This is a genomic window from Amycolatopsis vancoresmycina (genome assembly GCF_000716785.1).
GTDB lineage: Bacteria > Actinomycetota > Actinomycetes > Mycobacteriales > Pseudonocardiaceae > Amycolatopsis > Amycolatopsis vancoresmycina.
In genome coordinates this window covers 404,319-429,303 of sequence record NZ_JNYY01000014.1, presented here as the reverse complement: position 1 = coordinate 429,303, position 24,985 = coordinate 404,319, and the positions used below count along the sequence as shown (strand labels likewise).

Sequence of the window (24,985 nt, the reverse complement as noted above, 5' to 3'; positions counted from 1 at the left end):
CTTGCAAGTCTAAACAAACAGGTTTGCCGGGAAGTGGCGGCCGCCACCTTGGGATGCTGGGCGGATGACGGACACCCCGGCCCGGCTGCTCGGCCTGCTCTCGCTGCTCCAGACGCCCCGGGAGTGGCCGGGCAGCGAGCTCGCCGGACGGCTGGGGGTCAGCCCGCGCACGATCCGCCGCGACATCGACCGGCTGCGCGACCTCGGTTACCCGGTCGAGGCCAGCCGCGGCGTCGCGGGCGGGTACCGGCTGGTCGCCGGCACCGCGATGCCGCCCCTGGTCCTCGACGACGAAGAAGCCGTCGCGATCGCCGTGGGGCTGCGGACGGCCGCGGGGCAGTCCGTGTCCGGGATCGAGGAGGCGTCGGTGCGGGCGCTGGCCAAGCTGGAGCAGGTCCTGCCGGCCCGGCTGCGCCGCCGGGTGGGCACGATCGGCACGGCGACGGTCGCCGTGCCGGCCACCGGGCCGGTGGTCGACCCGGCGCAGCTGACGGTGTTCGCGGGCGCGATCGCCAACCACGAAACGGTCCGGTTCCGCTACCGCGCGAACGACGGCACCGAGACCCGGCGCCGCGCCGAGCCGCTCCGCCTGGTCGCGGCCGGCCGCCGCTGGTACCTGGTGGCCTACGACCTCGACCGGGCGGACTGGCGCACGTTCCGCGCCGACCGCATCCACGACGCCCAGGCCACCGGCGGCCGGGCCGTGCGCCGCGAGCCGCCCGCCACGGACCTGGCGGCCTACGTCATCGACCGGATCTACGACCTGATGCCGACGTACCGCGCGGTGGCCGTGCTCGCGGAACCGGCAGCGGAGGTGGCCCCGCGACTCGGCGCGGCCGCAGGTGAGCTGACCGACCTCGGCGGCGGCCGGTGCCGGTGGTCCAGCCACGCGGACACGCTGGACTGGCTGGCGTTCCGGCTGCTCGGGCTCGGGTGTGCGTTCACGGTCGAGGAGCCTCCGGAGCTGGTGGCGCACCTCAAGGTGCTCGCGGCTCGCGCCGGCGCCGCGGCCGGGGATCGGCCGGTCGCCGGGTCCTGAGGCCGGCGGGTCACCGGGAACCCGGCCGAGCGGTGCGGCCGGTGGCCGATACCTGACACGACCCGGCCGGAGAAACGAGCGCCACCCCGCCCCGCCGAACGGTTCAGCCCGCGGCCGACACCGGACACGACCCAGCCCGAGAAACGAGCGCCACCCCGCCCCGCCGAGCAGTTCAGCCCGCCGCCGACACCGGACACGACCCAGCAACCCCACCCGGCCGCGGGCCACCGCGGCAGGCACCGCACGCGCCTGCCGCACAAGAACGATGAGTAGCCGACCCATGGCTGCCCCCTCCTGGTTGTTCACCCGATCGTCGAGATCCGGCGGCGGCAGGCCGGTCCACTGTGGACCGGCCTGCCGCCGTCACTCAGGTGGGTTCGCCCTCGTCCAGGTCCGTCCGCCTGCTCGGCGGGACCGGCAGGTAGCAGCCCGGGTTCTCCGGGTCGCAGCCCACGCGCGGGAGGCGGGCGCGGATGCCGCCGGGGGTGCGCTCGAAGTGCGCCGCGATCTGCGCGACGCTCTCCCCCGCGATCCACCGGTGCTCCAGCTCCGCGTCCATCTCCTCGCTCCACGGGCGGCCCTGCTGCGCAGGACGGCCCGCGGATCTTCGCCGCGGCGCCCGGCCCTCGCCGGTTGCGGAGAGCAACTCCTCCGCGACGAGATCGGCGACCGTGGCCGCCACCGCCACGTCCAGGTCGAGGCTGCCCTCGGCGACCGCTTCGCCGTCGGGGCCGCCGGCTTCCAGGGTGATCATCACCCGGGGCGTGGGTTCGGCGCGGTCGACGTCCGTCCTGGTCGCGACCACGATGTTGTAGGTGTTCTCCTGTGCCCGGAGCTCGGTCCGGCGCTGTTCGATGATCGACATGCCACGAAGGTAGCGCGCACCCCCGACAATTTTCGGGCACGCGCTGCTCACGGCCGGTTTCGCTCCGAAATTGTCGGACCCCTCCTCTAACGTCCCCGACGACCACGAACCGTCACGAGGAGGCGACGATGGAACACCGGCGGACAAGACGCTGCCCCGGTCCGGGCGAGCCGGGCCGGGGCAGCGCTATGAGGCTGTTCCGCTCAGAAGTGCAGCAGCTGGGCCAGCGTGCTCTGCTTCTCCTGGGCGGCCTTCGCGGAGTTGTCCGACTTCTGCGCCGCGGCGCCGTCGGGCACCGGCGGCGGCACCGGGCTGCACTGGACGTCCGAGTGGTTGCCGGGCTGGCGCTTCGGCAGGGCGCCGGTGGCCAGGTAGTCGGCGATCTTGTCGTCCACACAGGACACCCCGGACAGCGAACCGGCGTGCGTGGTCCCGCCCGGCGCGCTGATCAGGCTGGAGTTCGGGAACCGCTTCCGGACCTCGAGGCTGCCGGCGTACGGCGTGGCCGCGTCGAGCTCCTCGCTGATCAGCAGGGCGCCGGCGACCTTGCGGCCGTCGATGTCCACCGGCTTGCCCGCCTTCGCCGGCCAGTACACGCAGGGCGCGTTGAACCAGGCGTTGCCCCAGGTTTCGAACGGGGCCTTGAAGTAGGTCAGCCAGTTGTCGACTCGCCACTTGTTCCAGCTGGTCGGCCACTGCACGTCGGTGCACTGCACGCCCAGGTACACGGCGAAGCCGTTGTCGTTGCCCGGCGGGTTCGAGGCGTCGTAGAGGTCCTTCAGCGTCTGCCAGTCACCCTTGTGCACGTAGCCGTCGAAGGCCTTGGCCATGTCGACCCAGCCGAAGACGTAGTAGCCGGCCTGCAGGAAGATGTCGGTCCACTCGTCGCCGCCGATGACGCCGCCCGCGGGGTCCTTGGCGAGCTTGCGCTGGGTGTCGTACCAGAGCTTCTCGACGGCGTCGCCGGTCTTGCCCAGGTGGTAGACGTCGTCGTACTTGGCCAGCCAGGCGAAGTAGATCTTGATGTTCTTGTCGAAGGCGACGTCCTGGTCGAGGTTGGCCTCGTACCAGACCTTCCGCGGGTCGACGTTGCCGTCGAGCACCATCCGCCGGACGTTCTTCGGGTACAGCGTGCTGTACACCTGGCCGAGGTAGGTGCCGTAGGAGAAGCCGTAGTAGTTGATCTGCTTCTCGCCGAGGGCCTTGCGCAGGCTGTCCATGTCCTGCGCGACGTCGGTCGTCTTGAGGTGGTCGAGGATCGCGCCGTTCTTGCGGCACGCGTCGGCGTAGCCCTTCGAGCGGGCGAGCCAGGTCTTCTCCAGCTGCACCGTGGTCGGCACGTAGGCGGGCCGGTTGTAGCTGAAGTAGTTCCCGTCGCAGCTGATCGCGGGCTTGCTGGACCCGACGCCCCGCGGGTCGAAGCCGATCCAGTCGTAGTTGTCACCCGCGTGGTTCGGCACGTACTTGCCGAGCACCGACAGGCCGAGGCCGGAGCCACCGGGGCCGCCCGGGTTCACCAGCATGATGCCCTGGGACTGCGCGGTCTTGTGCTTGATCCGCGACACCGCGACGGAGACCTTCGCCCCGCCCGGCTTCGCGTAGTCCATCGGCACTTCGAGGAAGCCGCACTCGGCGCCGTTGGCCTTGAGGCTCGCCGACGCGCAGGGGCCCCAGGCGATCGGCGCGGGGCTGAACTGCGCCCCGGGATCCGCCGACGCGGCGGGCGCGGCGGCCATCAACCCGGCCGCGAGCCCCGCGGCGGCAACGGCGGCAACGATTCTTTTCACAGTCGTCCTTTTCGTCCGCATTCGACAGCGTTCGCCAGATTTCGACGAAACTACCGGCAACCCTGGACAATCTCGCTGACCGACGCGGCTTCCGCCATCCGCCTTTCGTCGGTACCTGCGCGGTCGGCCGCGCACCGGAACTGTCGGTGGCCGGAAGTACGCTGCGGACCGCCGGTGGCCGACGGGAGGACGGATGAGCGCGGACGAAAAGCTGGTCAGGGCGATCCGCGACGGGCTCGCGGAGCTGGCGGACGCGGCGAAGGCGCCGGCGATGCAGGCGTACATGAAGTCGGCCATGCCCTTCCGCGGAGTGCCGAAACCGCAGCGCAGCGCACTCCTCAAGCAGGTGCTGGCCGACCACATACTGCCCGATCGGGTGACATATTCGGCAACGGTCCTGGAGCTGTGGCGGACCGCCGAATATCGGGAGGAACGCTACGCGGCGATCGACCTTTCCGGATACCGGGCGTACCGGCGGTGGCAGGATCCGGAGCTGCTCGCGATGTACGAGGAAATGCTCGTCACCGGGGCGTGGTGGGACTACGTGGACGAGCTCGCGATCCGCCGCATCGGGCCGATCCTGCGCGCCGACCGGGCACGGGTGACACCGGGCATGCGGGCATGGGCAGCCGACACCGACCTCTGGCGCCGGCGCACGGCGATCATCTGCCAGGTCGGGGCGCGGGAGGAAACGGACACGGACCTGCTCCGCCACGCGATCGAGCCAGCAATCGCGGAACCGGAATTCTTCCTGCGGAAGGGGATCGGCTGGGCGCTACGGGACTACGCGAAGACGGCGCCGGATTGGGTTCGGTCGTTCGTGGACGAGCACCCCGGGTTGTCCGGGTTGTCGAGGAGGGAGGCGCTCAAGCACATCGGCTGAGGCGGAGGTCCGGGGCGCGGCTGGCTGGCCGGGCTGGAGCCTGGACGGTCGGGGCGCGGCCCCGAACGGCGGGGCCGAGTACCTCGGCGGTCGGCTGGCGTACCGGGAGGGTCGGCTCGCGCACCCAGGCGGTCGGGCCGCGTTCCTCGGCGGTCGGCTGGCGTACCGGGAGGGTCGGCTCACGCACCCAAACGGTCGGGCGGCGTACCTAGAGACAGTCGGGTCGCGCACCTCGACAGTCGGGGCGCGTGCCTGGACGGTCGGGGCGCGCACCCAGAGGGTCGGGCGGCGTACCTCAGCGGTCGGCTCGGGCGGCCAGGCCGTCGTCGGGTCGTGGACCTGGTGGGGCGGGTGGGCTCCGGTGAGGGGCCGGTTGCCCGGCCCCTCACCCAGCGTCTTGCCGGGGCGTCAGGCGCGCAGCGTTGCGCCGAAGCGCTCGCCGGCCGCGGCCACTGCTGCGTCGCGGGCCTTGGTGGCCTCGTCGACCGTCAGCGTCCGGTCCGGGGCTCGGAAACGGAGCTTGTACGCCAGCGATCGCTTGCCTTCGCCCACCTGCTCGCCCGCGTACACGTCGAACAGGGTGATCTCCTCCAGGAGCTCGCCTGCGCCCGTGCGCAGGACCTCGGCCAGGTCTGCCGACGGGACGTCCGCCGCGGCCACCAGGGCCACGTCCAGGAGCACCGGCGGGTAGCCCGACACGCTCGGGGCCGGGCGGGTGTCCGGGAGCGGGATCGCGTCCAGGTCCAGCTCCATCGCCACCGTGCGCGGCGGCAGGCCCAGGGCCTCGACCACCTTCGGGTGCAACTCGCCCGCGTGGCCGACCGGCCAGTCGCCCACCCGGAGCTGGGCGCAGCGGCCCGGGTGCCACGGCGGCAGGTCGGTCGCCTGGACCGTCAGCTCGACGCCCGCCGCCTCCGCGACCGTGCGGGCCGCCTGGACCGCGTCGGCCCAGTTCGCCTGCTCGCCTTCGCCCCACCAGCCCGCTCGGCGCCGGTTGCCCGCCAGGACCACCGCCACGTGCAGCGGCTGCTGGGGCACCGCCGCCTCCAGCAGGGCCAGCTCCTCGTCCGTCGGGCGCCGGTCGACGCCGAGGTCCGGGATCTTCAGGGGGTTCGGGGCCGGGAGGACCACCTGGCCGATGTGGTACAGCGAGACGTCCTTCATCCCGCGCGACACGTTGCGCTGCAGCGTGTCCAGCAGGCCCGGCAGCAACGTCGTCGCCAGGCGGTTGCGGTCGGCCTCCAGCGGGTTGCGGACCACCACCGTGTTGCGGCGGATGTCGTCGGCCGGCAGGCCGAACGCGTCCCACACCGCGTCGCCGACGAACGGGAACGGCCGCACCTCGACGTAGCCCGCCTCGGCCAGCGCCCGGGCCACACCGCGGACCCGCCGCTGCGCGTCGGTCAGGCCGCGGCCGGCCGGGGCCGCCGGCAGCGTCGACGGGATGCTGTCGTAACCCTCCAGGCGCAGCACCTCTTCGACCAGGTCCGCCGGCTGGCGGAGGTCGCCGCGCCAGGACGGCGGGATCGCCGTGACCAGGCCCGTTCCGTCGTCGCCCGTGCTGACCGCGACCTTGCAGCCGATCTGGGTCAGGCGCCGGACCGTCACGCCGCGCTGGTAGCTCACGCCCGCGACCTTGTCCGGCAGGTTGATCGGCATCACGACCGGCGGGTTCGGCTCGACCGTGCCCTCGTCGGTGCGGCCGGGCTGGATCGCGGCGTCGCCGTACTGGCGCAGCAGCCGGGCCGCCAGCTCGACCGCGGCCGCGCACAGCTGCGGGTCGGTGAAACGCTCGAACCGCTTGGCCGCTTCGGAGAACAGCTTGTGCCGGCGGGCCGTGCGGCTGATCGCCGCCGGGTTCCAGTGCGCCGCCTCGAGCAGGACGTCGGTGCTCTCCGCCGTGATCTCGGTGCTCGCGCCGCCCATCGTGCCCGCCAGCGAGATGGCCCCGCTGTCGTCGGCGATGACGATGTCGTCCGGGTCGAGCGCGCGCTCGACGTCGTCCAAAGTGGTCAGCTTCTCGCCCGGCTTCGCCCGGCGCACCACCAGGTCGCCCTGGATGGCCTTGGTGGCGAACGCGTGCAGCGGGTGCCCGAGCTCGAGCATCACGTAGTTCGTGACGTCCACGGCCAGGGAGATCGACCGGATGCCGGCCAGCATCAGCCGCCGCCGCATCCACCACGGGGTCGGCGCCGTCGCGTCCAGGCCGGTGACCCGGCGCAGCACGAACCGCGGGCAGCCGTCGGTGTCCTCGACGTGGACCGGCCAGGCGTCGCCCTCGGCCGCCGGGACCTCCAGCAGGGCCGGGTCGCCGAAGGGCACGTCGAGCGCGTTCGACAGCTCGCGGGCCAGCCCGCGGATCGACAGCGCGTAGCCGCGGTCCGGGGTCGGCGCCAGCTCGATCACCGAGTCGTTCAGGCCGAGCAGCTCGCTCGCGTCGTCGCCCGGGCTGGCCGTGCCCGGCGGCAGCACCAGGATGCCGGTGTGGTCGTCGCCGAGGCCCAGCTCGCGCGCCGAGCAGATCATGCCGTCGCTGATCCGGCCGTAGGTCTTGCGGGCGGCGATGGCGAAGTCGCCCGGCAGGACGGCGCCGGGCAGCGCGACGACGACCAGGTCGCCCTCGGCGAAGTTGCGCGCGCCGCAGATGATGCCGCGGGTCCTGATGCCGTGCGGGCCCTCGTCGAGCTCGCCGGATTCGTCGTCCTCGTCGTCGAGTTCCTCGTCGTCGAGCTCGTCGGCTTCGTCGGCGGGCTCGCCGACGTCGACGCGGCAGAAGCGCACCGGCTTCTTGAACTCGGTGAGCTCCTCGACCTCGGCGACCCGGCCGACGACCAGCGGGCCGGTCACGGGGCCGAGCTCGCTCAGGTCGTCGACCTCGATGCCGATCCGGACGAACGCGTCGGCCAGGTCCTGCGGCGTGACCTCGTCCGCGAGATCGAGGTGTTCGGTCAGCCAGCTGACTGGGACTCGCACTACGCCTCCGTTCCGAAGGGAAGGGTGAAGCGGACGTCGCCCTCCACCATGTCGCGCATGTCCGGGATCCCGTTGCGGAACTGCAGGGTGCGCTCGATGCCCATGCCGAAGGCGAAGCCCGAGTACACCTCGGGGTCGACGCCGCAGGCGCGCAGCACGTTCGGGTTGACCATGCCGCAGCCGCCCCACTCGACCCAGCCGGGGCCGCCCTTCTTCTCCTCGAACCAGACGTCCACCTCCGCGGACGGCTCGGTGAACGGGAAGAAGTGCGGGCGCAGGCGCGTCTTCGAGTTCTCGCCGAACATCGCGCGGGCGAAGGCGTCCAGCGTGCCCTTGAGGTGCGCCATGGTGATGCCCTTGTCCACCGCCAGGCCCTCGACCTGGGTGAACACCGGGGTGTGGGTCGAGTCGAGCTCGTCGGTGCGGTACGTCCGGCCGGGGCACACGACGTACACCGGCAGGTCGCGGTGCAGCAGCGTGCGCGCCTGGACCGGCGAGGTGTGCGTGCGCAGCACCAGGCCGGAGTCCTCCTCGCCGACGTAGAAGGTGTCCTGCAGCTGGCGGGCCGGGTGGTCCTTGCCGAAGTTCAGCGCGTCGAAGTTGAACCACTCGGCTTCGAGCTCCGGCCCCTCGGCGACCTCGTAGCCCATCGCGACGAACGCGTCCGCGACGCGCTCGGAGATGGTGCTGATCGGGTGCCGGGCACCACGCGGGACACGGTCCCACGGAAGGGTGACGTCGACCGCCTCTTCGCGCAGCACGCGCTCGTCGCGCTCCACCTGCAGCTCCGCGCGGCGGTTGTCGAAGGCCGCCTGGATGGCCTGGCGGGCCTCGTTGACGCGCTTGCCGGCCTCGGCCTTCTCCTGCTTGGGCAGGGCGCCGATCGCCCGGCGGGCCAGGCCCACCGGCGACTGGTCGCCGAGGTGCGCCGGCTTGACCTCGGCCAGCGCTTCGAGCCCGGTCGCGGCGGCGAACGCCGCCTGGGCGGCCTCGACCGCCGCCTGCAGCGTCTCGGGGGCGAGTACCGCGCCCTGGGCTTCCTTCTCCGTGGCTCCGGACATAACTCCTCGGCGTCCGCTGGGACTGGTCGTTCGCGCTCCGCCGCACACGGCGCGCGAGAGGTCAAAGGCGGGAAAAGTCTATGGGATCGGGTCCGCGCGCCCCCGGTCGCCCCGGGACCGTGCGGACGCACGGTCAGCGGGCGCGGAACGCCTCCGCGAAGTCGACCGACGCGAACTCGCCGGGCACCACGCCGTCGGCCGCGTAGCGGTACAGCGCCGTCTGGTAGATGCCCGAAAGCGTCGAGGTGAAGACGGCGACGAGCACCGACCACACGATCGCCAGTGCGATGCAGACGAACAGGGTGGCCGTCCCGCCGAGCAGGAGGCCGGCGAGCAGCAGCACGGCGTAGCCGGCAAGGCTGAGCACCATGCCGACGAGGCCGATCCCGGCGCCGCCGGCGACGTTCTCGCCCCAGGTCCGGCGGAACAGGTCGACCGACCGCTTGACGCCGTCCTTCACCCCGGCGCCCTCCAGCAGGACGACCGGCAGCACCAGGAACGTCGTGAGCTGCCAGGCCAGGCCGACCAGCGAGCCGACGAGCCTGCCGAGGAACCCGAGCCGCTCTTCGATCGCCCGGAGGACGAGCCCGACCGACGCGGAAACCGCGGCCCAGCCGAGCAGCGCCGGCCACCGGCGCGCGGCCGCGGCCAGGCCCGCGCCGACTTCCGGGGTGCCGCCGCGCAGGGCGACGTCGGCCTGGGAGATCAGCGCGGCGTTGAAGAAGATCGAGACGAACGCCGCGACGAGGTAGAAGGCCGCGAGCAGCACCCACGAAATCGCGGTGATCCGGCCGTCGCGGGTGATCTCGGCGTGCGAGGCGAAGAACGCGGGCGTCAGGAACGCCCCCGCGACGAGGAGCCCGGCGACGCCCGCCAGCACGGTGAACCAGGTCAGGCCCTTGTGGGCGCGCAATACCTTGAACGAAGCGACGAACAACGCATAGGAACGAGCAAGCCTGCCCACGGATCCCCCCAAGTGGCCACAATGGATACCGCGGGAGCCTACTCGCAGGTCAGCGCCGCGCCGCCATCGCACTCGTGTAGACGCAGACGGCGGCCGCGGTGGCCAGGTTGAGGCTTTCCGCCCGGCCGTACAGGGGGATGCGGACGGCGAGGTCGGTCCGGTCGAGGACATCGGCGGGCAGGCCGTGGGCCTCGTTGCCGAACACCCACGCGGTCGGCTCGGTGAGATCCACCCGATCGAGTTCGGCGTCGGCGTAGCCGTGGGCGGCGAACGTCCGCAGGCCCGCGGCCGAGCAGGCTGCCAGCGCGTCCGTGACGTCGCGGACGCGCGCGATCGGCAGGTGGAACAGGCTGCCGGCGGCCGCGCGGACGCACTTGCCGTTGTGCGGGTCGACCGTGTCGCCCGCCAGGACCACCGCGTCGGCACCGGCCGCGTCGGCGACGCGGATGACCGTGCCCGCGTTGCCGGGGTCGGCGACGTCGACCAGCACCACCACGAGCTTGGCGACCGGGGTCACGGCCTCGCCGAGGGGCCGGTCCAGCAGCGCGCAGACGGCCACGATGCCCTGCGGTGTCACGGTTTCCGACAGCCCGTCGGCGGCGCGGTCGGTGATCGGCGAAACCGGGACGCCCGCCGCACGGGCGGCGTCGACCAGGCCGGGGTGCTGCGCGGCCGCCCGCGAGGTGACGAACAGCTCGTGCACCGTGCCCTCCGCCAGCGCGGCTTCGACGGCGTTGGCGCCTTCGGCCAGGAACCGGCCGGTCTTGTCGCGTTCCGCGCGCCGCGTCAGCTTGCGCGCAGCAACGACCCGGGGGGTCCGTTCGGTGAACGGATCCGCCCCGGGTCGGGGAAAGCTGCCGGTCAGGCCGACTTCGCTTCGCCGGTGTTCACGTTGGCCTTGGCGAGCTCGGCCAGCGCGGTGAAGGCGGCGGCGTCGTTGACGGCCAGGTCCGCGAGGATCTTGCGGTCGACCTCGACACCCGCGGCCTTGATGCCCTGGATGAACCGGTTGTAGGTCACGCCGTTGGCACGGGCGGCCGCGTTGATGCGGGTGATCCACAGCTGGCGGAAGTCACCCTTGCGGGCACGGCGGTCCCGGTAGGCGTAGTTGAGCGAGTGAAGCGTCTGCTCCTTGGCCTTGCGGTACAGCCGCGAACGCTGGCCGCGGTAGCCGCTGGCCAGTTCGAGAGTTGCGCGACGCTTCTTCTGGGCGTTGACCGCCCGCTTGACGCGTGCCACGGGTCCATCCTGTCGATCTCAGGGGGCGAAGGGGAGACGCCCCGGGTGGTTACTGCAAGTTCTGCGGGATCAGATGCCGAGCAGGCGCTTGACGCGGCCGGCCTCGGTCTTCGACACCTCGGTGGTGCCCTCGAGACGGCGGGTCACGCGGCTGGACTTCTTCTCCATGCGGTGGCGCCGGCCGGTCATCTGGCGGCGCAGCTTGCCCGTACCCGTCTTGCGGATGCGCTTGGACGTCCCGCTGTGGGTCTTCATCTTCGGCATTGGTGTCCTCTTTCGTGCGGCGGCTCACCGGAGATTCCGGTGAGCCGCTGGACTCGTGCTGGTCGGCGCTTACGCCTCGGGGGCCGTCTCGGCCTTCGCCTTCGGCTTCACGTTCTTGTGCGGGGCCAGCACCATGATCATGTTGCGACCGTCCTGCTTGGGCGACGACTCCACGAAGCCCAGCTCGGTCACGTCGTCGGCGAGCTTCTGCAGCAGCCGGAAGCCGAGCTCCGGCCGGGACTGCTCGCGACCACGGAACATGATCGTGACCTTGACCTTGTTGCCGGCCGCCAGGAAGCGCGACACGTGACCCTTCTTGGTCTCGTAGTCGTGCTGGTCGATCTTGGGGCGCAGCTTCTGTTCCTTGATGACGGTCAGCTGCTGGTTGCGGCGGGACTCGCGGGCCTTCTGCGCGCTCTCGTACTTGTACTTGCCGAAGTCCATGAGCTTGCAGACCGGCGGGCGGGCCTGCGGCGCGACCTCGACGAGGTCGAGGTCGTTCTCCTGCGCCAGGCGCAGCGCATCCTCGATCCGGACGATGCCGACCTGTTCGCCGGCGGGGCCGACGAGCCGGACCTCCGGCACCCGGATTCGGTCGTTGATGCGTGTCTCGGAGCTGATGGGGCCTCCTTGGTCCGAGGAATGTTTCCTGTTCTCGTTTCGACCTGGTGCCCACATAGCGAAGGCCCCGACACCGTTTCGGTGCGCGGGGCCCACTCTGTTTCCGATCGTGCCCCGGAGGGCACTGCTTCGCTTCGGACTTGCGTCCTGGCGAGACCGGACCCGGCCACCTGTACGGTGACGCGGGTGGGAGCGGGGCTCCACTTGCCGCCCCCGATCACTCGGGGGCTGGTCGCTCGTGGAAGGGTACCAGACGTGTCAGAACAACCCTCCGAACAGGCCCCCTATTCCCCGGACGACCGCCACCTGGCCGAGATCCCCAGCGTGGAGGTGATCAGCCGGGCGGCGGTGATGCTGCTGTCGGCCGGCGCCGAGCGGCTCGGGCTCGCCGACGCCGACCCCGCGACGTCCCCGCACCGCGACCTCGACGAAGCCCGCCGGCTGATCACCGCGCTCGCCGGCCTGGTGACGGCCTCCGCGGAGTACCTGGGCCTGCACGCGGGTCCGTTGCGCGATGGCCTGCAGTCGCTGCAGAAGGCGTTCCGGGAGGCTTCGGCCGTGCCGGACGCGCCCGGCCAGGGCCCGGGCGAGAAGTACACCGGCCCGGTTTACTGACCCGGCGGCTCGGACGGCGGCCGGGCGGCGCGACGCGCGCTGATCGGTCCGGTCGCCGGACCGGCCTGCCGGGCTCGCGACGCTCGGCCACGCCGGGATCGGCCCGGCGGCCGGGTCACCCTCTGCTCACGGCGCCCGTGACCACCGGCCGCGACGCGGTTCTGCCGGCCCGGCACACCACCCGGAAGTGACATCGCACCATCTTGCCGAGCCACCATCCGACATCTAACATGTTAGATGTGAGTCTCTCAAAGGTCGCCCGTCCGCTGCTCCGCGACGAGGCCTACGACCGCATCCGGCGCGCCATCGTCGACGGCACCCTGCCCCCCGGCGCCCCGCTGCGCGACGCCGACCTCGCGGACCAGCTCGGCCTGTCCAAGGCCCCCGTGCGCCAAGCCCTGCTGCGCCTGGCCGACGACGGCCTGGTCGACTCCAAGCCGCAGAGCTACACGCGGGTCTCCGAAGTCATGTCCCCCGACGTCCTCGACGCCCGCGAGATCGTCCGCCTGCTGCACGAGTTCGCCGTCCGCCAGGCCGCCGCGAGGTGCCGCCTGGCCGACATCGCCGCCATGCGCGCCGCCAACGACCGGTTCGCCGAAGCCATCAAAGCCCGGGACATCGCGGCCGCCGTGCAGGCGGACGACGAACTGCACGACGTCCCCGTACGCCTGGCCGGCAACGCCGCGGTCGCCGCGACCCTCGACCGTTACACACCACTGCTGCGCCGCCTCGAACACGCCCGGTTCAGCTCGGCACTGGCCTGGAACTCCGTCGAGCGCCACACGAGGCTCATCGACGCGCTCGAGAAACACGACGCCGACGAAGCCGTTTCCGTGATTTCCACCATCTGGACCGACCTCCTGGAGGACCGATGACCCTCGCCGCCTTCCCGCGCTTCCCGCTGCTGTTCGGGCCGTCGCCGGTGCACCCGCTCGACCGGCTCACCGAACACCTCGGCGGCGCGAAGGTCTGGGCCAAGCGCGAGGACGTCAACTCCGGCCTCGCGTTCGGCGGCAACAAGACCCGCAAGCTGGAGTACCTCGTCGCCGACGCGCTCGCCCAGGGCGCCGACACGCTCGTCTCCATCGGCGGCGTCCAGTCCAACCACACCCGCCAGGTCGCCGCGGCCGCCGCGCGGGCCGGGCTCAAGGCCGTGCTGGTGCAGGAAAGCTGGGTCGACTGGCACGATCCGCTCTACGACCAGGTCGGCAACATCCAGCTGTCGCGGATCCTCGGCGCGGACGTCCGGCTCGTCGAGGCCGGCTTCGGCATCGGTTTCAAGGAGGCGTGGGAAAACGCCGTCGCCGAGGTCGAAGCGCAAGGCGGGAAGCCGTACGCCATCCCCGCCGGCGCGTCGGACCACCGGCTCGGCGGGCTCGGCTTCGCGAACTGGATCGTCGAACTGGAGGAACAAGAGGAAGAACTGGGCGTCTTCTTCGACACCGTGATCGTCTGCTCGGTCACCGGCAGCACCCAGGGCGGGATGGTCGCGGGGACGACCATCGGCAAGAACCGGCGCATCCTGGGCATCGACGCCTCGGCGAAGCCGGCCGAGACCCGCGAGCAGGTCACGCGCATCGCGCGGAACACCGCGGAGCTGATCGGCGGCGGCGAGCTGCCCGACGTCGAGCTGGACGACCGCTACCACGCCGGGATCTACGGCGTCCCGGACAAGTCCACTGTGGACGCGATCGAGACGTGCGCCCGGCTGGAGGGGATGATCACCGACCCGGTGTACGAGGGCAAGTCGATGGCGGGACTCATCGACCTCGTCGGCCGCGGCGAGATCGCCCGCGACTCGAACGTCCTCTACGCCCACCTGGGCGGGCAGCCAGCCCTGAACGGCTACACGAGCGTCCTGGGCTGACCGCCCGGCTCCGGGTCAGTCCAGCACGCAGAGGACGTCGATCTCGACGAGCAGCTCGCCCGGCAGCCCGACGTACACCGTCGTGCGCGCCGCGTGCGGGGCGTCGCCGATCAGCTCGTTGTAGACCTCGTTGAACGGCGCGAAGTGCGCGGTGTCGGTCAGGTACACCCGGACCATGATCGCGTCCGCGAGGCTCGCGCCCGCCTCCGCCAGCACGGCCTCGATGTTCTTGAACGTCTGCCGGGTCTGGCCCACGACGTCGTCGCCGACGATCTCGTTCGTCGCCGGGTCGAACGCGACCTGGCCGGCGACCTGCAGCAGGTTCCCCTTGCGGACGGCCTGCGAGAACTTCGCCGGCGGCTTCGGCGCGTTCTCGGTGGAAACTGCCGTCTTGCTCATCAGTGCCCCTTTCCGTTCTCCGTCCATCCACTGTGGACGGAAGCTTCCCTGGTGGCGGCCCGCAGTTCGGGCACCAGCGCGAGCAGTCCTTCGTAGTCGAGCAGCACCTTCGGCACCGACATCGACGCGGCGGCCAGCACCTCGCCGCCGGTCCCCCGCACCGGTGCCGCGATGCAGTGGATGAAGTCCTCGTGTTCGGCGTTGTCGACCGCGTACCCGCGCTCGGCCACGCGCTCCAGCTCCGCCAGGTACTCCGCGGGTGTGGTGATCGTGTTCGGTGTCCGCACCGGGTACTCGATCGACCGCGCGATCTCCTCGCGGCGGGCCACGGGCATCGCCGCGACGAGCACCTTCCCCACCGCGGTGCAGTGCAGCGGCGCGCGTTTGCCGATGCGCGAGTACATCCGGACCGAGTGCCGGCCCTCGAACTTGTCGATGTAGACGACTTCGCCGTCCTCGTAGCTGGCCAGGTGCACGGTGTGCCCGGTGCGCGCGTTGAGCGCGGCGAGCGCGGGCTGGGCGCTGCGCCGGACGTCGAAGGAGTCCAGAGCCTGGTTGGCCAGGTCGAACATGGCGCTGCCGAGCCGGTAGTGGCGGGCACCTTCGCGGCGGACGAAGTGGTGCTGCTCCAGGGTGCGCAGCAGGCGCAGCACGGTCGACTTGTGCACGCCGATCTCGTCGGCGAGGTCGTCGAGGGTCCGCGCGTCCTGCGCGATCGAGGTCAGCAGCGTCAGCGCGCGGTCCAAGCTCTGGCTCATGTGAGCACCACGCCCTCTCCGGTCAGCCGCGCCGAACGCCACTCGTCCGGATCCGCGTGCAGCAGGGTATCCACGACCTCCGGTGGCAGCGGCACGCCGACGTCGTCGTGGGTGAGCAGGGTGACGGCGGCCTGCAGGTGCCCCTGCCGGAGCCGCTCCAGCGGGGTGGCGCCGCGCAGGGTCGCGGCGAGGAACCCGGCGGCGAAGGCGTCACCGGCGCCGACCGGCTCGACGACGTCGACCGCCAGTGCGGGCGCGAACAGCGGTTCGCCCTCGACCAGCGTCGCGCCGCGCTCGCCGTGCTTGACCACGAGCGTGCGCGGCCCCGGCAGGAGCGCCCGCAGCTCGGCCGGGTCACCGGTCCCCCACACGTGCCGGGCCTCGTCGTCGCCGGTCAGGACGATGTCGGCCTGTCCGGCCAGTTCGGCGAGCAGGCCGGGGTCGCGGCCCGTCCAGAGCGCGGGCCGCAGGTTGACGTCGAACGAGACCAGCCGGTCGCCGCGCGGCAACTCCAGCAGCGCGCGCACCAGCGCGAGACAGCTGTCGGAGAGCGCGGGCGTGATCCCCGACAGGTGCAGCACGCGGACGCCGCCGAGGTCCAGCCGGTCCAGCAGCGACGGCCCCATCCCGGACGCGGCCGAGCCCGACCGGTAGTAGCGCACCGGACTGCCACCGGCGCCGCTTTCCTTGACGTAGAGCCCGGTCGGGCGCGTCGGGTCGATGACGCAGGCACTGACGTCGACACCGTGGGACGCGACCTCGCGCAGCATGGCGCGCCCGAACGGGTCGTCGCCGACCGCGCTCACCCAGCCGCTGCGCACGCCCAGCGTCGGCAGGTTGCAGGCCACGTTCGACTCGGCGCCGCCGATGGTGCGCACCCAGCGCTTCACCTCGTCCGGCGGGCCGGGTTCGGCGGGCACGAACAGCGCCATCGTCTCGCCCACGCACAACACCTCGGGCCCGCTCGTCACTTTCCGTCTCCCTGCCCTTCACCCCGTTGACCTGTGGCGACCCGGATGCTACACCTATGGCACTCAAAATGCGCAACAGTCGTTGCAACATACGCAACAGAGGTCGCCGCCGATGAAGCCTTGCACGATGGATGCCGCCGCGCTCGCCGCTCTCCGCCAGGAGCGGATCGACTGGCGCTTCCGCTCCGCTGCCCCCGCACTGAGCGGGCTCACGCTGGAAGAAGCCGCGGACCGCCGGCTCAACCTGTTCACCGACGGGTTCTTCGCGCCCTTCGTCGTCCTGGACGAGGAGGCGCTCGAACACAACCTGCGGACGATGGCCGCCTGGTGCGCCGCCCGCGGCGTCGTGCTCGCCCCGCACGGCAAGACCACCATGGCGCCGCAGCTGTTCACCCGCCAGATCGAGCACGGCGCGTGGGGCGTGACCTGCGCGAACGCCGGTCACCTCCGGATCTACCGCGCGTTCGGCGTGTCCCGGATCCTGCTGGCCAACCAGCTGCTCGACCCGGCCGGCCTGCGCTGGCTGGCCGCCGAACTGGCCGCCGACCCGGACTTCGAGTTCGTCTGCTGGGCCGACTCGGTGCGCGGGGTCGAGCTGATGACCACGGCCCTCGAAGGCGCCGAGCGGCCGGTGGACGTCCTGGTCGAGGTGGGCGCCGACGGCGGCCGCACCGGGGTCCGCGACACCGCGACCGCACTGGCGGTCGCCGAAGCGGTCCACGCCAGCCCGGTGCTGCGGCTGCGCGGCACCGGCGGCTACGAAGGCGCGCTGTCCCACGGCACCGACGAAGCCGCGTTGCACAAGATCAGCTCCTATGTGGACGATCTGCGCGACCTGGCGATCTCGCTGGCGGACAAGGGACTCCTCGACGGGCAGATCATCGTCACCGCCGGCGGCAGCGCGTACTTCGACCAGGTCGCGAACGAGCTGACGAAGCCGTGGCCGGACGGCCTCGACGTGCTGCCGGTGCTGCGCAGCGGCGCCTACGTCACCCACGACGACGGCTTCTACCGCGAGATCTCCCCGCTGGGCGATCACCCGCGCATCGACGGTGTCGACTCCTTCCGGCCCGCGCTGCGGGCGTGGGCGCAGGTGACGTCGAAGCCGTCGGACGAGCTCGCGCTGCTCACCATCGGCAAGCGGGACGCCTCCTTCGACGAAGGCCTGCCGGAACCGCAGCTGCGGCGGACCCCGGACGGCCCCGCCGAACCCCTCGACGGCCACACGATCACCAAGCTGAACGACCAGCACGCCTTCCTCGCGCTGCCGCCGGGTTCCCCGGTCGAGGTCGGCGACTGGATCGGGCTCGGGATGTCCCACCCGTGCACGGTGTTCGACAAGTGGCCGCTGCTGCCGGTGACCGCGGCCGACGGCGAAACCGTCGTCGGCTACGTCCGGACGTGGTTCTGATGGACGTCGTCATCAGGGACGCGCTGGTCGCCGACGGCACCGGCGATCCGCTGTCCCGCCACGACGTCGGCATCGCCGGCGGGAAGATCGCGGAGGTCGCCGACGCCGGTTCGCTGACCGGCGGCCGGATCATCGACGCCGGCGGCCTGGTGCTCGCGCCCGGGTTCATCGACATGCATTCGCACTCCGACCTGCAGCTGCTGGTCAATCCGGACCACCCGGCCAAGATCACCCAGGGCGTGACGACCGAGGTGCTCGGGCAGGACGGCCTGTCGTACGCGCCGGTCGACGACACCGTGCTCGAACCGCTGCGGCAGCAGCTGGCGGGCTGGAACGACGACCCGGCCGGGTTCGACTGGAACTGGCGCTCGGTCGGCGAGTACCTCGACCGCCTGGACCGCGGCATCGCTGTCAACGCGGCTTACCTCGTGCCGCAGGGCACGGTCCGGATGCTCGCCGTCGGCTGGGACGACCGCCCGGCCACCGAGGCCGAGCTGAACCGGATGAAGGAGCTGGTCGCCACCGGGCTGGCCGAGGGCGCGATGGGGATGTCGTCCGGCCTCACCTACACGCCCGGGATGTACGCGGAAACCAGCGAGCTGGTCGAGCTGTGCCGGGTGGTCGGCGAGCACGGCGGGTTCTACAGCCCGCACCACCGCAGCTACGGCAAGGGCGCGCTGGACGCCTTCGCCGAGATGATCGACGTCTCGCGGCGGTCGGGCTGCCCGCTGCACCTCGCCCACGCCACGATGAACTTCTCGGTCAACAAGGGCAAGGCGCCCGACCTGCTGAAGCTGCTCGACGACGCCCTCGACGACGGCTGCGACATCTCCCTGGACACCTACCCGTACCTCCCGGGCGCGACCTACCTGAGCGCGCTGCTGCCGAGCTGGGCCACCGAAGGCGGGCTGGACGCCACCCTCGCCCGGCTGTCCGATGTGGACGAACGCGAGCGGATCCGCGCCGAGATCGAAGAGTCCGGTTCGGACGGTGCCCACGGCGTCCCGATCGACTGGGACGCCATCGAAATCAACGGTGTCCGCAACGAGCGCAACGCCCACCTGGTCGGGCACAGCGTGGCCGCGTCGGCGTCGAAACAAGGCACCGAGCCGGCGAAGCTGTACTTCGACACCCTCCTCGACGAGCGGCTCGGGACGTCGTGCCTGATGCACGTCGGGCACGAGGAGAACGTCCAGGCCATCATGCGGCACCGGACGCACACCGGCGGCAGCGACGGCCTCCTCGTCGGCGCCCGGCCGCACCCGCGCGCGTGGGGCACGTTCCCGCGCTACCTCGCCCGGTACGTCCGCGAGCTCGGCGTGCTGGACCTCGCCGAGTGCGTCGCCCACCTGACCGGGCGGGCCGCGCGGCGGCTGCGGCTGGCCGACCGCGGCCTGATCCGCGCCGGGTACGCCGCCGACCTGGTGCTGTTCGACCCCGAGGCGGTCACCGACACCGCCACCTTCGACGATCCCCGGCAGGCCGCCGCCGGGATCACCCACGTCTTCGTCAACGGCGTCGCCGCCCTCGACGACGGAACCCCCACCGGCGCCCTCGCCGGCCACTCCCTGCGCAACCCCCGGAGAGCCCGATGATCCACTGGCTGCAACACACCACGGGCGGGCTGCTGACGCTCGCCGCCGTCTCGATCGCCGTCCTGCTGGTGCTGATCATCAAGCTCAAGCTGGAACCGTTCATCGCGCTGATCGTCGTCGGCCTGCTGACGGCACTGGCCGCGGGCCTGCCGGTCGGCACGATCGTCGGGTCGGCCCAGAAGGCGTCGGATTCCCTGCTGGAAAAGGGGTTCGGCAGCATCCTCGGGCACATCACGGCGATCATCGGCCTCGGCACGATCCTCGGTTCGATCCTGGAACGCTCGGGTGGCGCGAAGGTGCTGACGGGCGCGCTGCTGCGGTCGTTCGGCGAGAAGCGGGCGCCGCTGGCGATGGGGGTCGCCGGGTTCGTCTTCGGCATCCCGGTGTTCTTCGACATCGGCATCTTCGTGCTGGCGCCGCTGGTCTACGTCGCCGCGCGCCAGGGCGGCCGGTCGCTGGTGCTGTACGCGATGCCGCTGCTGGCCGGCCTGTCGATCACGCACGCCTTCCTGCCGCCGCACCCGGGTCCGGTGGCCGCGGCCGGCCTGCTGCACGTCGAGCTCGGCTGGATCATCCTGATGGGCCTGGCCTGCGGGATCCCGGCGTTCCTGATCGGCGGCGTGCTGTACTCGACGTGGATCGGCAAGCGCATCACCGTCGACGTCCCCGAGGACATGGTGTTCGCCGAAGAAGACGGCGAGCGCGAGGAGAACCCGCCGTCGCTGGGGCTGGTCGCCGCGATCATCGCGGTGCCGCTGGTGCTGATCCTGGCCGGCACGTTCGGCAGCATCTGGCTGCCGAAGGGGTCCGCGCTCGCCGGGGTCGCCGCGTTCATCGGGACGCCCGCGGTCGCGCTGACCGTCGCCGTGCTCCTCGCGTCCTGGCTGCTGGGCCTGCGGCGCGGGTTCACCGGCAAGGACCTCAACGAGCTGGCCGCGAAGTCGCTGCGGCCGGTCGCGATGATCCTGCTGGTCGTCGGGGCGGGCGCGTTCTTCGGCGCGGTGCTCTCGGCCACCGGGATCGGCAAGGCCGTGGCCGACTCGCTGCACGACGCCGGGCTGCCGGTGCTGCTCGCGGCGTACGTGATCAGCTGTGGCATGCGGATCGCGCAGGGTTCGGCGACCGTGGCCATCGTGACCACGAGCGGGATCATCGCGCCGACCGTGGCCCAGCTCGGGTACACGCAGATCCAGCTGGCGCTGCTGGTGATGGCGATTTCGGCGGGCTCGATCATCGCTTCGCACGTCAACGACGGCGGCTTCTGGATCGTTTCGCGGTACTTCAACCTGACCGTGCCGCAGACGCTGAAGTCCTGGACCGCGCTGGAAACCGTGCTTTCCCTGTCCGGTTTCGGGGTTTCGGCATTGCTCATGGCCGTGGTCTAGACCATACTGGAGTCCGTCACCGCCGAAACCCGTTGGGAGACAAAGACGATGACCGGACTCACCCGTCGCACGTTCCTCGGCGCCGCGGCCGGCGCGGGCGCCGCCACCGTTCTCGGCAGCCGGCTCGCTTCGGCGGCCACCACGCCGAAAGGCTGTTTCGCCGGAGGAACCGTGTACCTCGGCAGTTACACCAGCGGGGCGACCGGACACGGGCTCGACGTCACGACCCGGTCCGGCGCCACGCTGAACCCCGTCCGCACGGTGCCGGGCATCACCGACACGTCGTGGTTCGACCGCAGCGCCGACGGCAAGACGCTGTACGTCACCAACGAAGGCGACCCGAACGGGTACGTCTCGGCACTGAACATCGCCGATCCCGCGAACCCGAAGCTGCTCAACAAGGTTTCGTCGAAGGGCGGTGCGCCGACGCACCTTTCGGTGCACTCGAGCGAGAAGTACGTGCTGGCCGCCAACTACAGCTCGGGCAGCGTCGTCGTGCTGCCGATCCTGGCCGGCGGCAAGCTCGGCGCGGCCACCGACCTGGTGACCCACCACGCCGACTCCGGGCAGGCGCACGCCCACCAGGTCGTCAACGACCCGACCGGCCGCTGGGTGCTGTCGGTCGACCTCGGCGCGGACTCGGTGTACGTCTACGGCTTCTCGGCCGGGAAGCTTTCGCTGCACCAGCAGCTGAAGCTGCCCGCCGGGGCCGGGCCGCGGCACCTCGCGTTCGACCGCACCGGGCAGTTCGCCTACATCCTGCAGGAACTGCGGCCGGAGGTGACGGTGGCGAGCTGGGACGCGGCCACCGGAACGCTGAAAGCGCTCTCGGTCGTCCCGGCCGTGCCCGCCGGGAGCACCGGCGAGCTGTACCCGGGCGAGATCGTCCTGTCGCGGGACGGGAAGTTCGCCTACGCCACCGTCCGCGGCCCCAACACGCTGGCCACCTTCTCCGTTTCCGGCGCCACGCTGAAGCTCGTGTCGACAGTGCCCACGGGTGGCAACTGGCCGCGGCACGTGGCCCTCGACCCGGCCGAAAACTGGTTCTACGTTTCGAACCAGCGCTCCGGCACCGTCACCTGGCTGCCGCGCGACCCGGCCACCGGCCTGCCCGGCGCGCCCGCCGGTTCGCTCGCCGTCGGCAGCGTCAACTCCGTCTACTTCGCCTCGTGAGTGGTAAGGCGAGTTCTAACTCGCCTTACCACTCACGACGGCCCCACGGGAGGTTCACCATGAGACTGCGCCGCACCCTGCCCGTCGTCGCCGGTTTGGCCCTGCTGGCCGGCTGCGCGCCCACCCAGTCCGCGCCCGCGGGCGGCGGCGGGGACGACAAGACCGGCACCGTCCGCGTCTGGCTGTTCGACGAAGCCAACCGCGCCCCGAAGGAAGCCGCGGTCAAGGAAGCGATCACCGAGTTCAAGGCCGCGCACTCCGGCGCCGAGGTCGACGTCCAGTGGGTGCCGGTCGAAGGCCGCGCCGACAAGTTCTCCGGTGCCTTCAACGACCCCGCCAACGCCCCCGACGTCGCCGAGTTCGGCAACACCGACGTCTCCAGCTACGCCGCCACCGGCGCGCTCGCCGACCTGACCGGCGACCTCGCGGCGTGGAGCGAGGGCAAAGACCTCATCCCGACCGTGCTGGACACCGCGAAGTCCGGCGGCAAGACCTACGGCCTGCCCTGGTACACCGGCATCCGCGCGTTGTACTACCGCACGGACGTGTTCACCGAACTCGGCCTGAAGCCGCCGGCCACGCTCGCCGAGCTGACCGACACCGCCCGCCGGATCCGCGCCGCCAAGCCGGACCTCTACGGCATCGCCGTCGGCGGCAAGTACACCTACGCGATGCTGCCGTTCCTGTGGGCCAACGGCGGCGAACTCGCGAAGGACGACGGCGGCAAGTGGACGTCGACCGTCACCGGTGACCAAGCCAAGGCGGGCGTGACCCAGTACGCGAGCCTGCTCAAGGACGACGTCTGCCCGCCCGCCCAGTGCGCGAACCTGACCGGCACGCAGAGCGTGACGGCGTTCGCCGGTGGCAAGGCCGGGATGACGATCGGCGGCGACTTCAACCGCAAGGCCGTCGAGCAGGGCGCGGTGAAGGGCAAGTACGCCGTCGTGCCGATCCCGGGTGCCACCGCGGGCACCATCGCGCCCGCGTTCGCCGGCGGGAACCTCCTGGGCGTGTTCAACGCGAGCAAGCACCGCAGCCTCGCGCTGGAGTTCGTCGAGCTCCTGGGCGGCGCGAAGTACCAGGAGAAGATGTACACCGCGATGGGCAACCTGCCCACGCTGAGCACGGTGCAGCAGAAGCTCGCGGCGAACGACCCGTTCCTCAAGCCGTTCGTCGACACGCTCAAGTCCGGCACCAAGTTCGTCCCGGCGACGCCGGCGTGGTCGAAGATCGACAGCCAGAACGTGCTGCCGACCGCCGTCCAGCAGATCGCGACCGGCGGGAAGGACCCGGCGGCGGCGCTCGCCGACGCGGCCGCCGCGATGAACAAGGCCTTCGGGTAGTGGTGGCCCAGGAAGTCCGTCCCGTCGCCCGGAAGGCGCGGCGGCGGGACGGCCGGGCCGCCGCGCTCTACCTCGCCCCGGCCGGGATCCTGCTCGCCGCGCTGCTGGCCTACCCGATCTACCAGCTGGTCCTGATCTCGTTCTACGATTACGGCCAGCCGCAGGCCGCGGGCAACGCACCCCTGGTGTTCCTCGGCTTCGCGAACTACGCCGACCTGCTGTCCCAGGCGCAGTTCTGGACCGTGCTGGGCAAGACGGTCGGGTTCGCCGCGGCCTGCGTCGCCGGCTCGCTCGTCGTCGGCACCGGGCTCGCCGTGCTGGCCGGCCGGGTGCGTTCGCTGCCGCGGATGCTGCTGTTCCTGGCCGCGCTGGGCGCGTGGTCGACGCCGGCGATCGCGGGCTCCTACGTCTGGCTGTTCCTCTTCGACACCGACTTCGGGCTGGTCAACGAGGTGCTGACCGGCCTCGGGCTGCCGTTCGAGCACCACTCGTGGACCTTCGGCACGCTCGGCGCGTTCGGGCTGGTCGCGGCCGAGGTCATCTGGTGCTCGTTCCCGTTCGTGCTGGTCACGATGTACGCCGGGATCAAGGGCGTGCCGGACGAGGTCCTGGAGGCCGCGTCGCTCGACGGCGCGTCGGCGTGGCGCACGACGTGGACCATCGTGCTGCCGATGGTGCGGCCGCTGCTGATGATCGCGACCGTCCAGTCGATCATCTGGGACTTCAAGGTGTTCACCCAGATCTACGTGATGACCAACGGCGGCGGCGTGGCCGGGCGCAACCTCGTGCTCAACGTCTACGCCTACCAGCAAGCCTTCGCCGGGCAGGAGTACGGCCTCGGCTCGGCGATCGGAGTCGTGATGACGCTGTTGCTGCTGTCGGTCACCGGGCTGTACGTCCGGTCGCAACGCCGGAGCGCGGCATGGCTGTGAAACGTCCGGGGCGGCTGCTCGCCGAGGTCGTCACCGTGGTGATCGCCGGGGTGGTCGCGTTCCCGCTGTACTGGATGCTGCTGTCGGCGGTGAAACCGCCGGGCGAAATCCAGTCGGCGAACCCGAAGCCGTGGACGTTCAGCCCGTCGTTCGACAGCTTCTCGCGCGTGCTCACGGTGTCGGGCTTCGGGCGGTACTTCGTCAACAGCCTGGTCGTGGCCCTGGTCGTCGTGGCCCTGTCGCTGCTGCTGTCGTTCCTCTCGGCGGTGGCGCTGACGCGGTTCTCCTTCAAGGGCCGGACCGTGCTGCTGGTGATGACGCTGGTCGCCCAGATGGTGCCGGTGGAGGCGCTGACCATCCCGCTGTTCTTCCTGATGCGCCAGCTCGGCGGGGTCGTACCGGCTTTCGGCTTGAACGAGCTGGGTTCGCTGGTGCTGGTGCACCTGGCGTTCAGCCTGCCGTTCGCGATCTGGATGCTGCGGGGGTTCGTCGCCGCGGTGCCGGTGGAACTCGAAGAGGCCGCCAAGCTCGACGGTGCGTCGCGGGTGCGGTTCACCTGGCAGATCCTGTTCCCGCTGGTGGCGCCCGGGCTGGTCGCGGTCAGCGTGCTGGCGTTCATCCACGCCTGGAACGACTTCCTGTTCGCCAAGACGTTCATCATTTCCAAGACGGAGAACCAGACGCTGCCGCAGGCGATCCTGGTGTTCTTCAAGCCGGAGGACACCGACTGGGGCGCGGTGATGGCGTCCTCGACGCTGATGACGATCCCGGTGCTCGTGTTCTTCGTCCTGGTCCAACGACGGCTGGTGTCCGGCATGGCCGGCGCCGTGAAGGGCTGAC

Annotated in this window: 24 protein-coding genes; 12 read left to right on the top strand and 12 right to left on the bottom strand. The window is 71.4% G+C overall.

What is annotated here, in order from left to right:
- Positions 1-64 precede the first annotated feature (64 nt).
- Positions 65-1,039 carry a helix-turn-helix transcriptional regulator gene (locus tag OO60_RS31185; protein ID WP_003099574.1) on the top strand — a complete coding sequence of 325 codons (975 nt, stop codon included), beginning with the start codon at positions 65-67 and terminating at the stop codon, positions 1,037-1,039.
- Between the two features lie 367 nt (positions 1,040-1,406).
- On the opposite strand, the gene OO60_RS31180 is transcribed toward OO60_RS31185, so the two are convergent.
- Entirely contained in the window at positions 1,407-1,904 is a 498-nt protein-coding gene (locus OO60_RS31180) for a hypothetical protein (protein ID WP_003099571.1), read from the bottom strand.
- Positions 1,905-2,107: 203 nt separating this feature from the next.
- Positions 2,108-3,691 carry an alpha/beta hydrolase gene (locus tag OO60_RS31175; protein ID WP_003099565.1) on the bottom strand — a complete coding sequence of 528 codons (1,584 nt, stop codon included), beginning with the start codon at positions 3,689-3,691 and terminating at the stop codon, positions 2,108-2,110.
- 193 nt (positions 3,692-3,884) lie between these two features.
- Here OO60_RS31175 and OO60_RS31170 point away from each other — a divergent pair, with 193 nt between their 5' ends.
- Complete coding sequence (locus OO60_RS31170) at positions 3,885-4,574, top strand: DNA alkylation repair protein (RefSeq protein ID WP_003099562.1); 690 nt, start codon at positions 3,885-3,887, stop codon at positions 4,572-4,574.
- A 408-nt stretch (positions 4,575-4,982) separates the two neighbouring features.
- On the opposite strand, the gene pheT is transcribed toward OO60_RS31170, so the two are convergent.
- From pheT to infC, 7 genes are all read right to left on the bottom strand, one after another.
- On the bottom strand, positions 4,983-7,547 hold the full coding sequence (gene pheT, locus OO60_RS31165) for a phenylalanine--tRNA ligase subunit beta (RefSeq protein WP_033262653.1): 2,565 nt from the start codon (positions 7,545-7,547) through the stop codon (positions 4,983-4,985).
- The gene (pheS, locus tag OO60_RS31160; protein WP_004559053.1) at positions 7,547-8,608 is read right to left on the bottom strand and encodes a phenylalanine--tRNA ligase subunit alpha; all 1,062 of its coding nucleotides are present in this window, start codon (positions 8,606-8,608) and stop codon (positions 7,547-7,549) included. Before pheS ends, pheT begins: the two co-directional genes overlap by 1 nt.
- 133 nt (positions 8,609-8,741) lie before the next feature.
- Positions 8,742-9,572 (bottom strand): DUF6159 family protein, encoded by an 831-nt coding sequence (locus OO60_RS31155; protein WP_033262652.1) that lies wholly within the window; start codon positions 9,570-9,572, stop codon positions 8,742-8,744.
- 49 nt (positions 9,573-9,621) lie between these two features.
- On the bottom strand, positions 9,622-10,437 hold the full coding sequence (locus OO60_RS31150) for a TrmH family RNA methyltransferase (RefSeq protein ID WP_276204625.1): 816 nt from the start codon (positions 10,435-10,437) through the stop codon (positions 9,622-9,624).
- Positions 10,434-10,811 (bottom strand): 50S ribosomal protein L20, encoded by a 378-nt coding sequence (gene rplT, locus OO60_RS31145; RefSeq protein WP_004559056.1) that lies wholly within the window; start codon positions 10,809-10,811, stop codon positions 10,434-10,436. The genes OO60_RS31150 and rplT overlap by 4 nt, the downstream gene beginning before the upstream one ends.
- A 69-nt stretch (positions 10,812-10,880) precedes the next feature.
- Positions 10,881-11,075 (bottom strand): 50S ribosomal protein L35, encoded by a 195-nt coding sequence (rpmI, locus tag OO60_RS31140; RefSeq protein WP_004559057.1) that lies wholly within the window; start codon positions 11,073-11,075, stop codon positions 10,881-10,883.
- 69 nt (positions 11,076-11,144) lie between these two features.
- A complete protein-coding gene (gene infC / locus OO60_RS31135) occupies positions 11,145-11,753 on the bottom strand; it encodes a translation initiation factor IF-3 (RefSeq protein ID WP_063749428.1) in 609 nt (202 codons plus the stop codon).
- Between the two features lie 198 nt (positions 11,754-11,951).
- Here infC and OO60_RS31130 point away from each other — a divergent pair, with 198 nt between their 5' ends.
- The 3 genes from OO60_RS31130 to OO60_RS31120 all read left to right on the top strand — a co-directional run bounded on the left by OO60_RS31130 (position 11,952) and on the right by OO60_RS31120 (position 14,178).
- Entirely contained in the window at positions 11,952-12,311 is a 360-nt protein-coding gene (locus tag OO60_RS31130) for a DUF1844 domain-containing protein (RefSeq protein WP_039912127.1), read from the top strand.
- A gap of 239 nt (positions 12,312-12,550) precedes the next feature.
- The gene (locus tag OO60_RS31125) at positions 12,551-13,186 is read left to right on the top strand and encodes a GntR family transcriptional regulator (RefSeq protein ID WP_004558800.1); all 636 of its coding nucleotides are present in this window, start codon (positions 12,551-12,553) and stop codon (positions 13,184-13,186) included.
- The gene (locus tag OO60_RS31120) at positions 13,183-14,178 is read left to right on the top strand and encodes a 1-aminocyclopropane-1-carboxylate deaminase (RefSeq protein ID WP_004558799.1); all 996 of its coding nucleotides are present in this window, start codon (positions 13,183-13,185) and stop codon (positions 14,176-14,178) included. The genes OO60_RS31125 and OO60_RS31120 overlap by 4 nt, the downstream gene beginning before the upstream one ends.
- A 15-nt stretch (positions 14,179-14,193) precedes the next feature.
- Here the strand turns inward: OO60_RS31120 and OO60_RS31115 are convergent, their stop codons facing one another.
- From OO60_RS31115 to OO60_RS31105, 3 genes are read right to left on the bottom strand one after another with little or no spacing between them, the layout of a single operon-like run.
- Complete coding sequence (locus tag OO60_RS31115) at positions 14,194-14,577, bottom strand: RidA family protein (protein WP_004558798.1); 384 nt, start codon at positions 14,575-14,577, stop codon at positions 14,194-14,196.
- On the bottom strand, positions 14,577-15,335 hold the full coding sequence (locus tag OO60_RS31110; protein ID WP_004558797.1) for an IclR family transcriptional regulator: 759 nt from the start codon (positions 15,333-15,335) through the stop codon (positions 14,577-14,579). Before OO60_RS31110 ends, OO60_RS31115 begins: the two co-directional genes overlap by 1 nt.
- A complete protein-coding gene (locus OO60_RS31105; RefSeq protein WP_240490820.1) occupies positions 15,332-16,267 on the bottom strand; it encodes a sugar kinase in 936 nt (311 codons plus the stop codon). The genes OO60_RS31110 and OO60_RS31105 overlap by 4 nt, the downstream gene beginning before the upstream one ends.
- Before the next feature lie 151 nt (positions 16,268-16,418).
- Here OO60_RS31105 and OO60_RS31100 point away from each other — a divergent pair, with 151 nt between their 5' ends.
- Genes OO60_RS31100 through OO60_RS31070 form a run of 7 tightly spaced genes read left to right on the top strand, consistent with a single transcriptional unit; the run spans position 16,419 to position 24,984 of the window.
- Positions 16,419-17,717 (top strand): amino acid deaminase, encoded by a 1,299-nt coding sequence (locus tag OO60_RS31100; RefSeq protein ID WP_033262651.1) that lies wholly within the window; start codon positions 16,419-16,421, stop codon positions 17,715-17,717.
- A complete protein-coding gene (locus OO60_RS31095) occupies positions 17,717-19,312 on the top strand; it encodes an N-acyl-D-amino-acid deacylase family protein (RefSeq protein ID WP_033262650.1) in 1,596 nt (531 codons plus the stop codon). Before OO60_RS31100 ends, OO60_RS31095 begins: the two co-directional genes overlap by 1 nt.
- Complete coding sequence (locus tag OO60_RS31090) at positions 19,309-20,697, top strand: GntP family permease (protein WP_004558792.1); 1,389 nt, start codon at positions 19,309-19,311, stop codon at positions 20,695-20,697. Before OO60_RS31095 ends, OO60_RS31090 begins: the two co-directional genes overlap by 4 nt.
- A gap of 48 nt (positions 20,698-20,745) precedes the next feature.
- Complete coding sequence (locus OO60_RS31085; protein WP_004558791.1) at positions 20,746-21,870, top strand: lactonase family protein; 1,125 nt, start codon at positions 20,746-20,748, stop codon at positions 21,868-21,870.
- Between the two features lie 59 nt (positions 21,871-21,929).
- Positions 21,930-23,213 carry an extracellular solute-binding protein gene (locus OO60_RS31080; protein WP_004558790.1) on the top strand — a complete coding sequence of 428 codons (1,284 nt, stop codon included), beginning with the start codon at positions 21,930-21,932 and terminating at the stop codon, positions 23,211-23,213.
- On the top strand, positions 23,213-24,145 hold the full coding sequence (locus OO60_RS31075) for a carbohydrate ABC transporter permease (protein WP_004558789.1): 933 nt from the start codon (positions 23,213-23,215) through the stop codon (positions 24,143-24,145). Before OO60_RS31080 ends, OO60_RS31075 begins: the two co-directional genes overlap by 1 nt.
- On the top strand, positions 24,136-24,984 hold the full coding sequence (locus tag OO60_RS31070; protein WP_081655997.1) for a carbohydrate ABC transporter permease: 849 nt from the start codon (positions 24,136-24,138) through the stop codon (positions 24,982-24,984). The genes OO60_RS31075 and OO60_RS31070 overlap by 10 nt, the downstream gene beginning before the upstream one ends.
- Position 24,985 lies beyond the last annotated feature (1 nt).

Excerpts from the sequence above, each read along its gene's own strand:
- OO60_RS31180 (WP_003099571.1), bottom strand. The coding sequence starts at position 1,904 with ATGTCGATCATCGAACAGCGCCGGACCGAGCTCCGGGCACAGGAGAAC.
- OO60_RS31070 (WP_081655997.1), top strand. The coding sequence starts at position 24,136 with ATGGCTGTGAAACGTCCGGGGCGGCTGCTCGCCGAGGTCGTCACCGTG.
- OO60_RS31170 (WP_003099562.1), top strand. The coding sequence starts at position 3,885 with ATGAGCGCGGACGAAAAGCTGGTCAGGGCGATCCGCGACGGGCTCGCG.
- OO60_RS31110 (WP_004558797.1), bottom strand. The coding sequence starts at position 15,335 with ATGAGCCAGAGCTTGGACCGCGCGCTGACGCTGCTGACCTCGATCGCG.
- OO60_RS31090 (WP_004558792.1), top strand. The coding sequence starts at position 19,309 with ATGATCCACTGGCTGCAACACACCACGGGCGGGCTGCTGACGCTCGCC.
- OO60_RS31095 (WP_033262650.1), top strand. The coding sequence starts at position 17,717 with ATGGACGTCGTCATCAGGGACGCGCTGGTCGCCGACGGCACCGGCGAT.
- OO60_RS31080 (WP_004558790.1), top strand. The coding sequence starts at position 21,930 with ATGAGACTGCGCCGCACCCTGCCCGTCGTCGCCGGTTTGGCCCTGCTG.
- OO60_RS31085 (WP_004558791.1), top strand. The coding sequence starts at position 20,746 with ATGACCGGACTCACCCGTCGCACGTTCCTCGGCGCCGCGGCCGGCGCG.
- OO60_RS31105 (WP_240490820.1), bottom strand. The coding sequence starts at position 16,267 with ATGGCGCTGTTCGTGCCCGCCGAACCCGGCCCGCCGGACGAGGTGAAG.
- OO60_RS31100 (WP_033262651.1), top strand. The coding sequence starts at position 16,419 with ATGAAGCCTTGCACGATGGATGCCGCCGCGCTCGCCGCTCTCCGCCAG.
- infC (WP_063749428.1), bottom strand. The coding sequence starts at position 11,753 with ATGTGGGCACCAGGTCGAAACGAGAACAGGAAACATTCCTCGGACCAA.
- pheS (WP_004559053.1), bottom strand. The coding sequence starts at position 8,608 with ATGTCCGGAGCCACGGAGAAGGAAGCCCAGGGCGCGGTACTCGCCCCC.
- OO60_RS31115 (WP_004558798.1), bottom strand. The coding sequence starts at position 14,577 with ATGAGCAAGACGGCAGTTTCCACCGAGAACGCGCCGAAGCCGCCGGCG.
- OO60_RS31185 (WP_003099574.1), top strand. The coding sequence starts at position 65 with ATGACGGACACCCCGGCCCGGCTGCTCGGCCTGCTCTCGCTGCTCCAG.
- OO60_RS31120 (WP_004558799.1), top strand. The coding sequence starts at position 13,183 with ATGACCCTCGCCGCCTTCCCGCGCTTCCCGCTGCTGTTCGGGCCGTCG.
- rpmI (WP_004559057.1), bottom strand. The coding sequence starts at position 11,075 with ATGCCGAAGATGAAGACCCACAGCGGGACGTCCAAGCGCATCCGCAAG.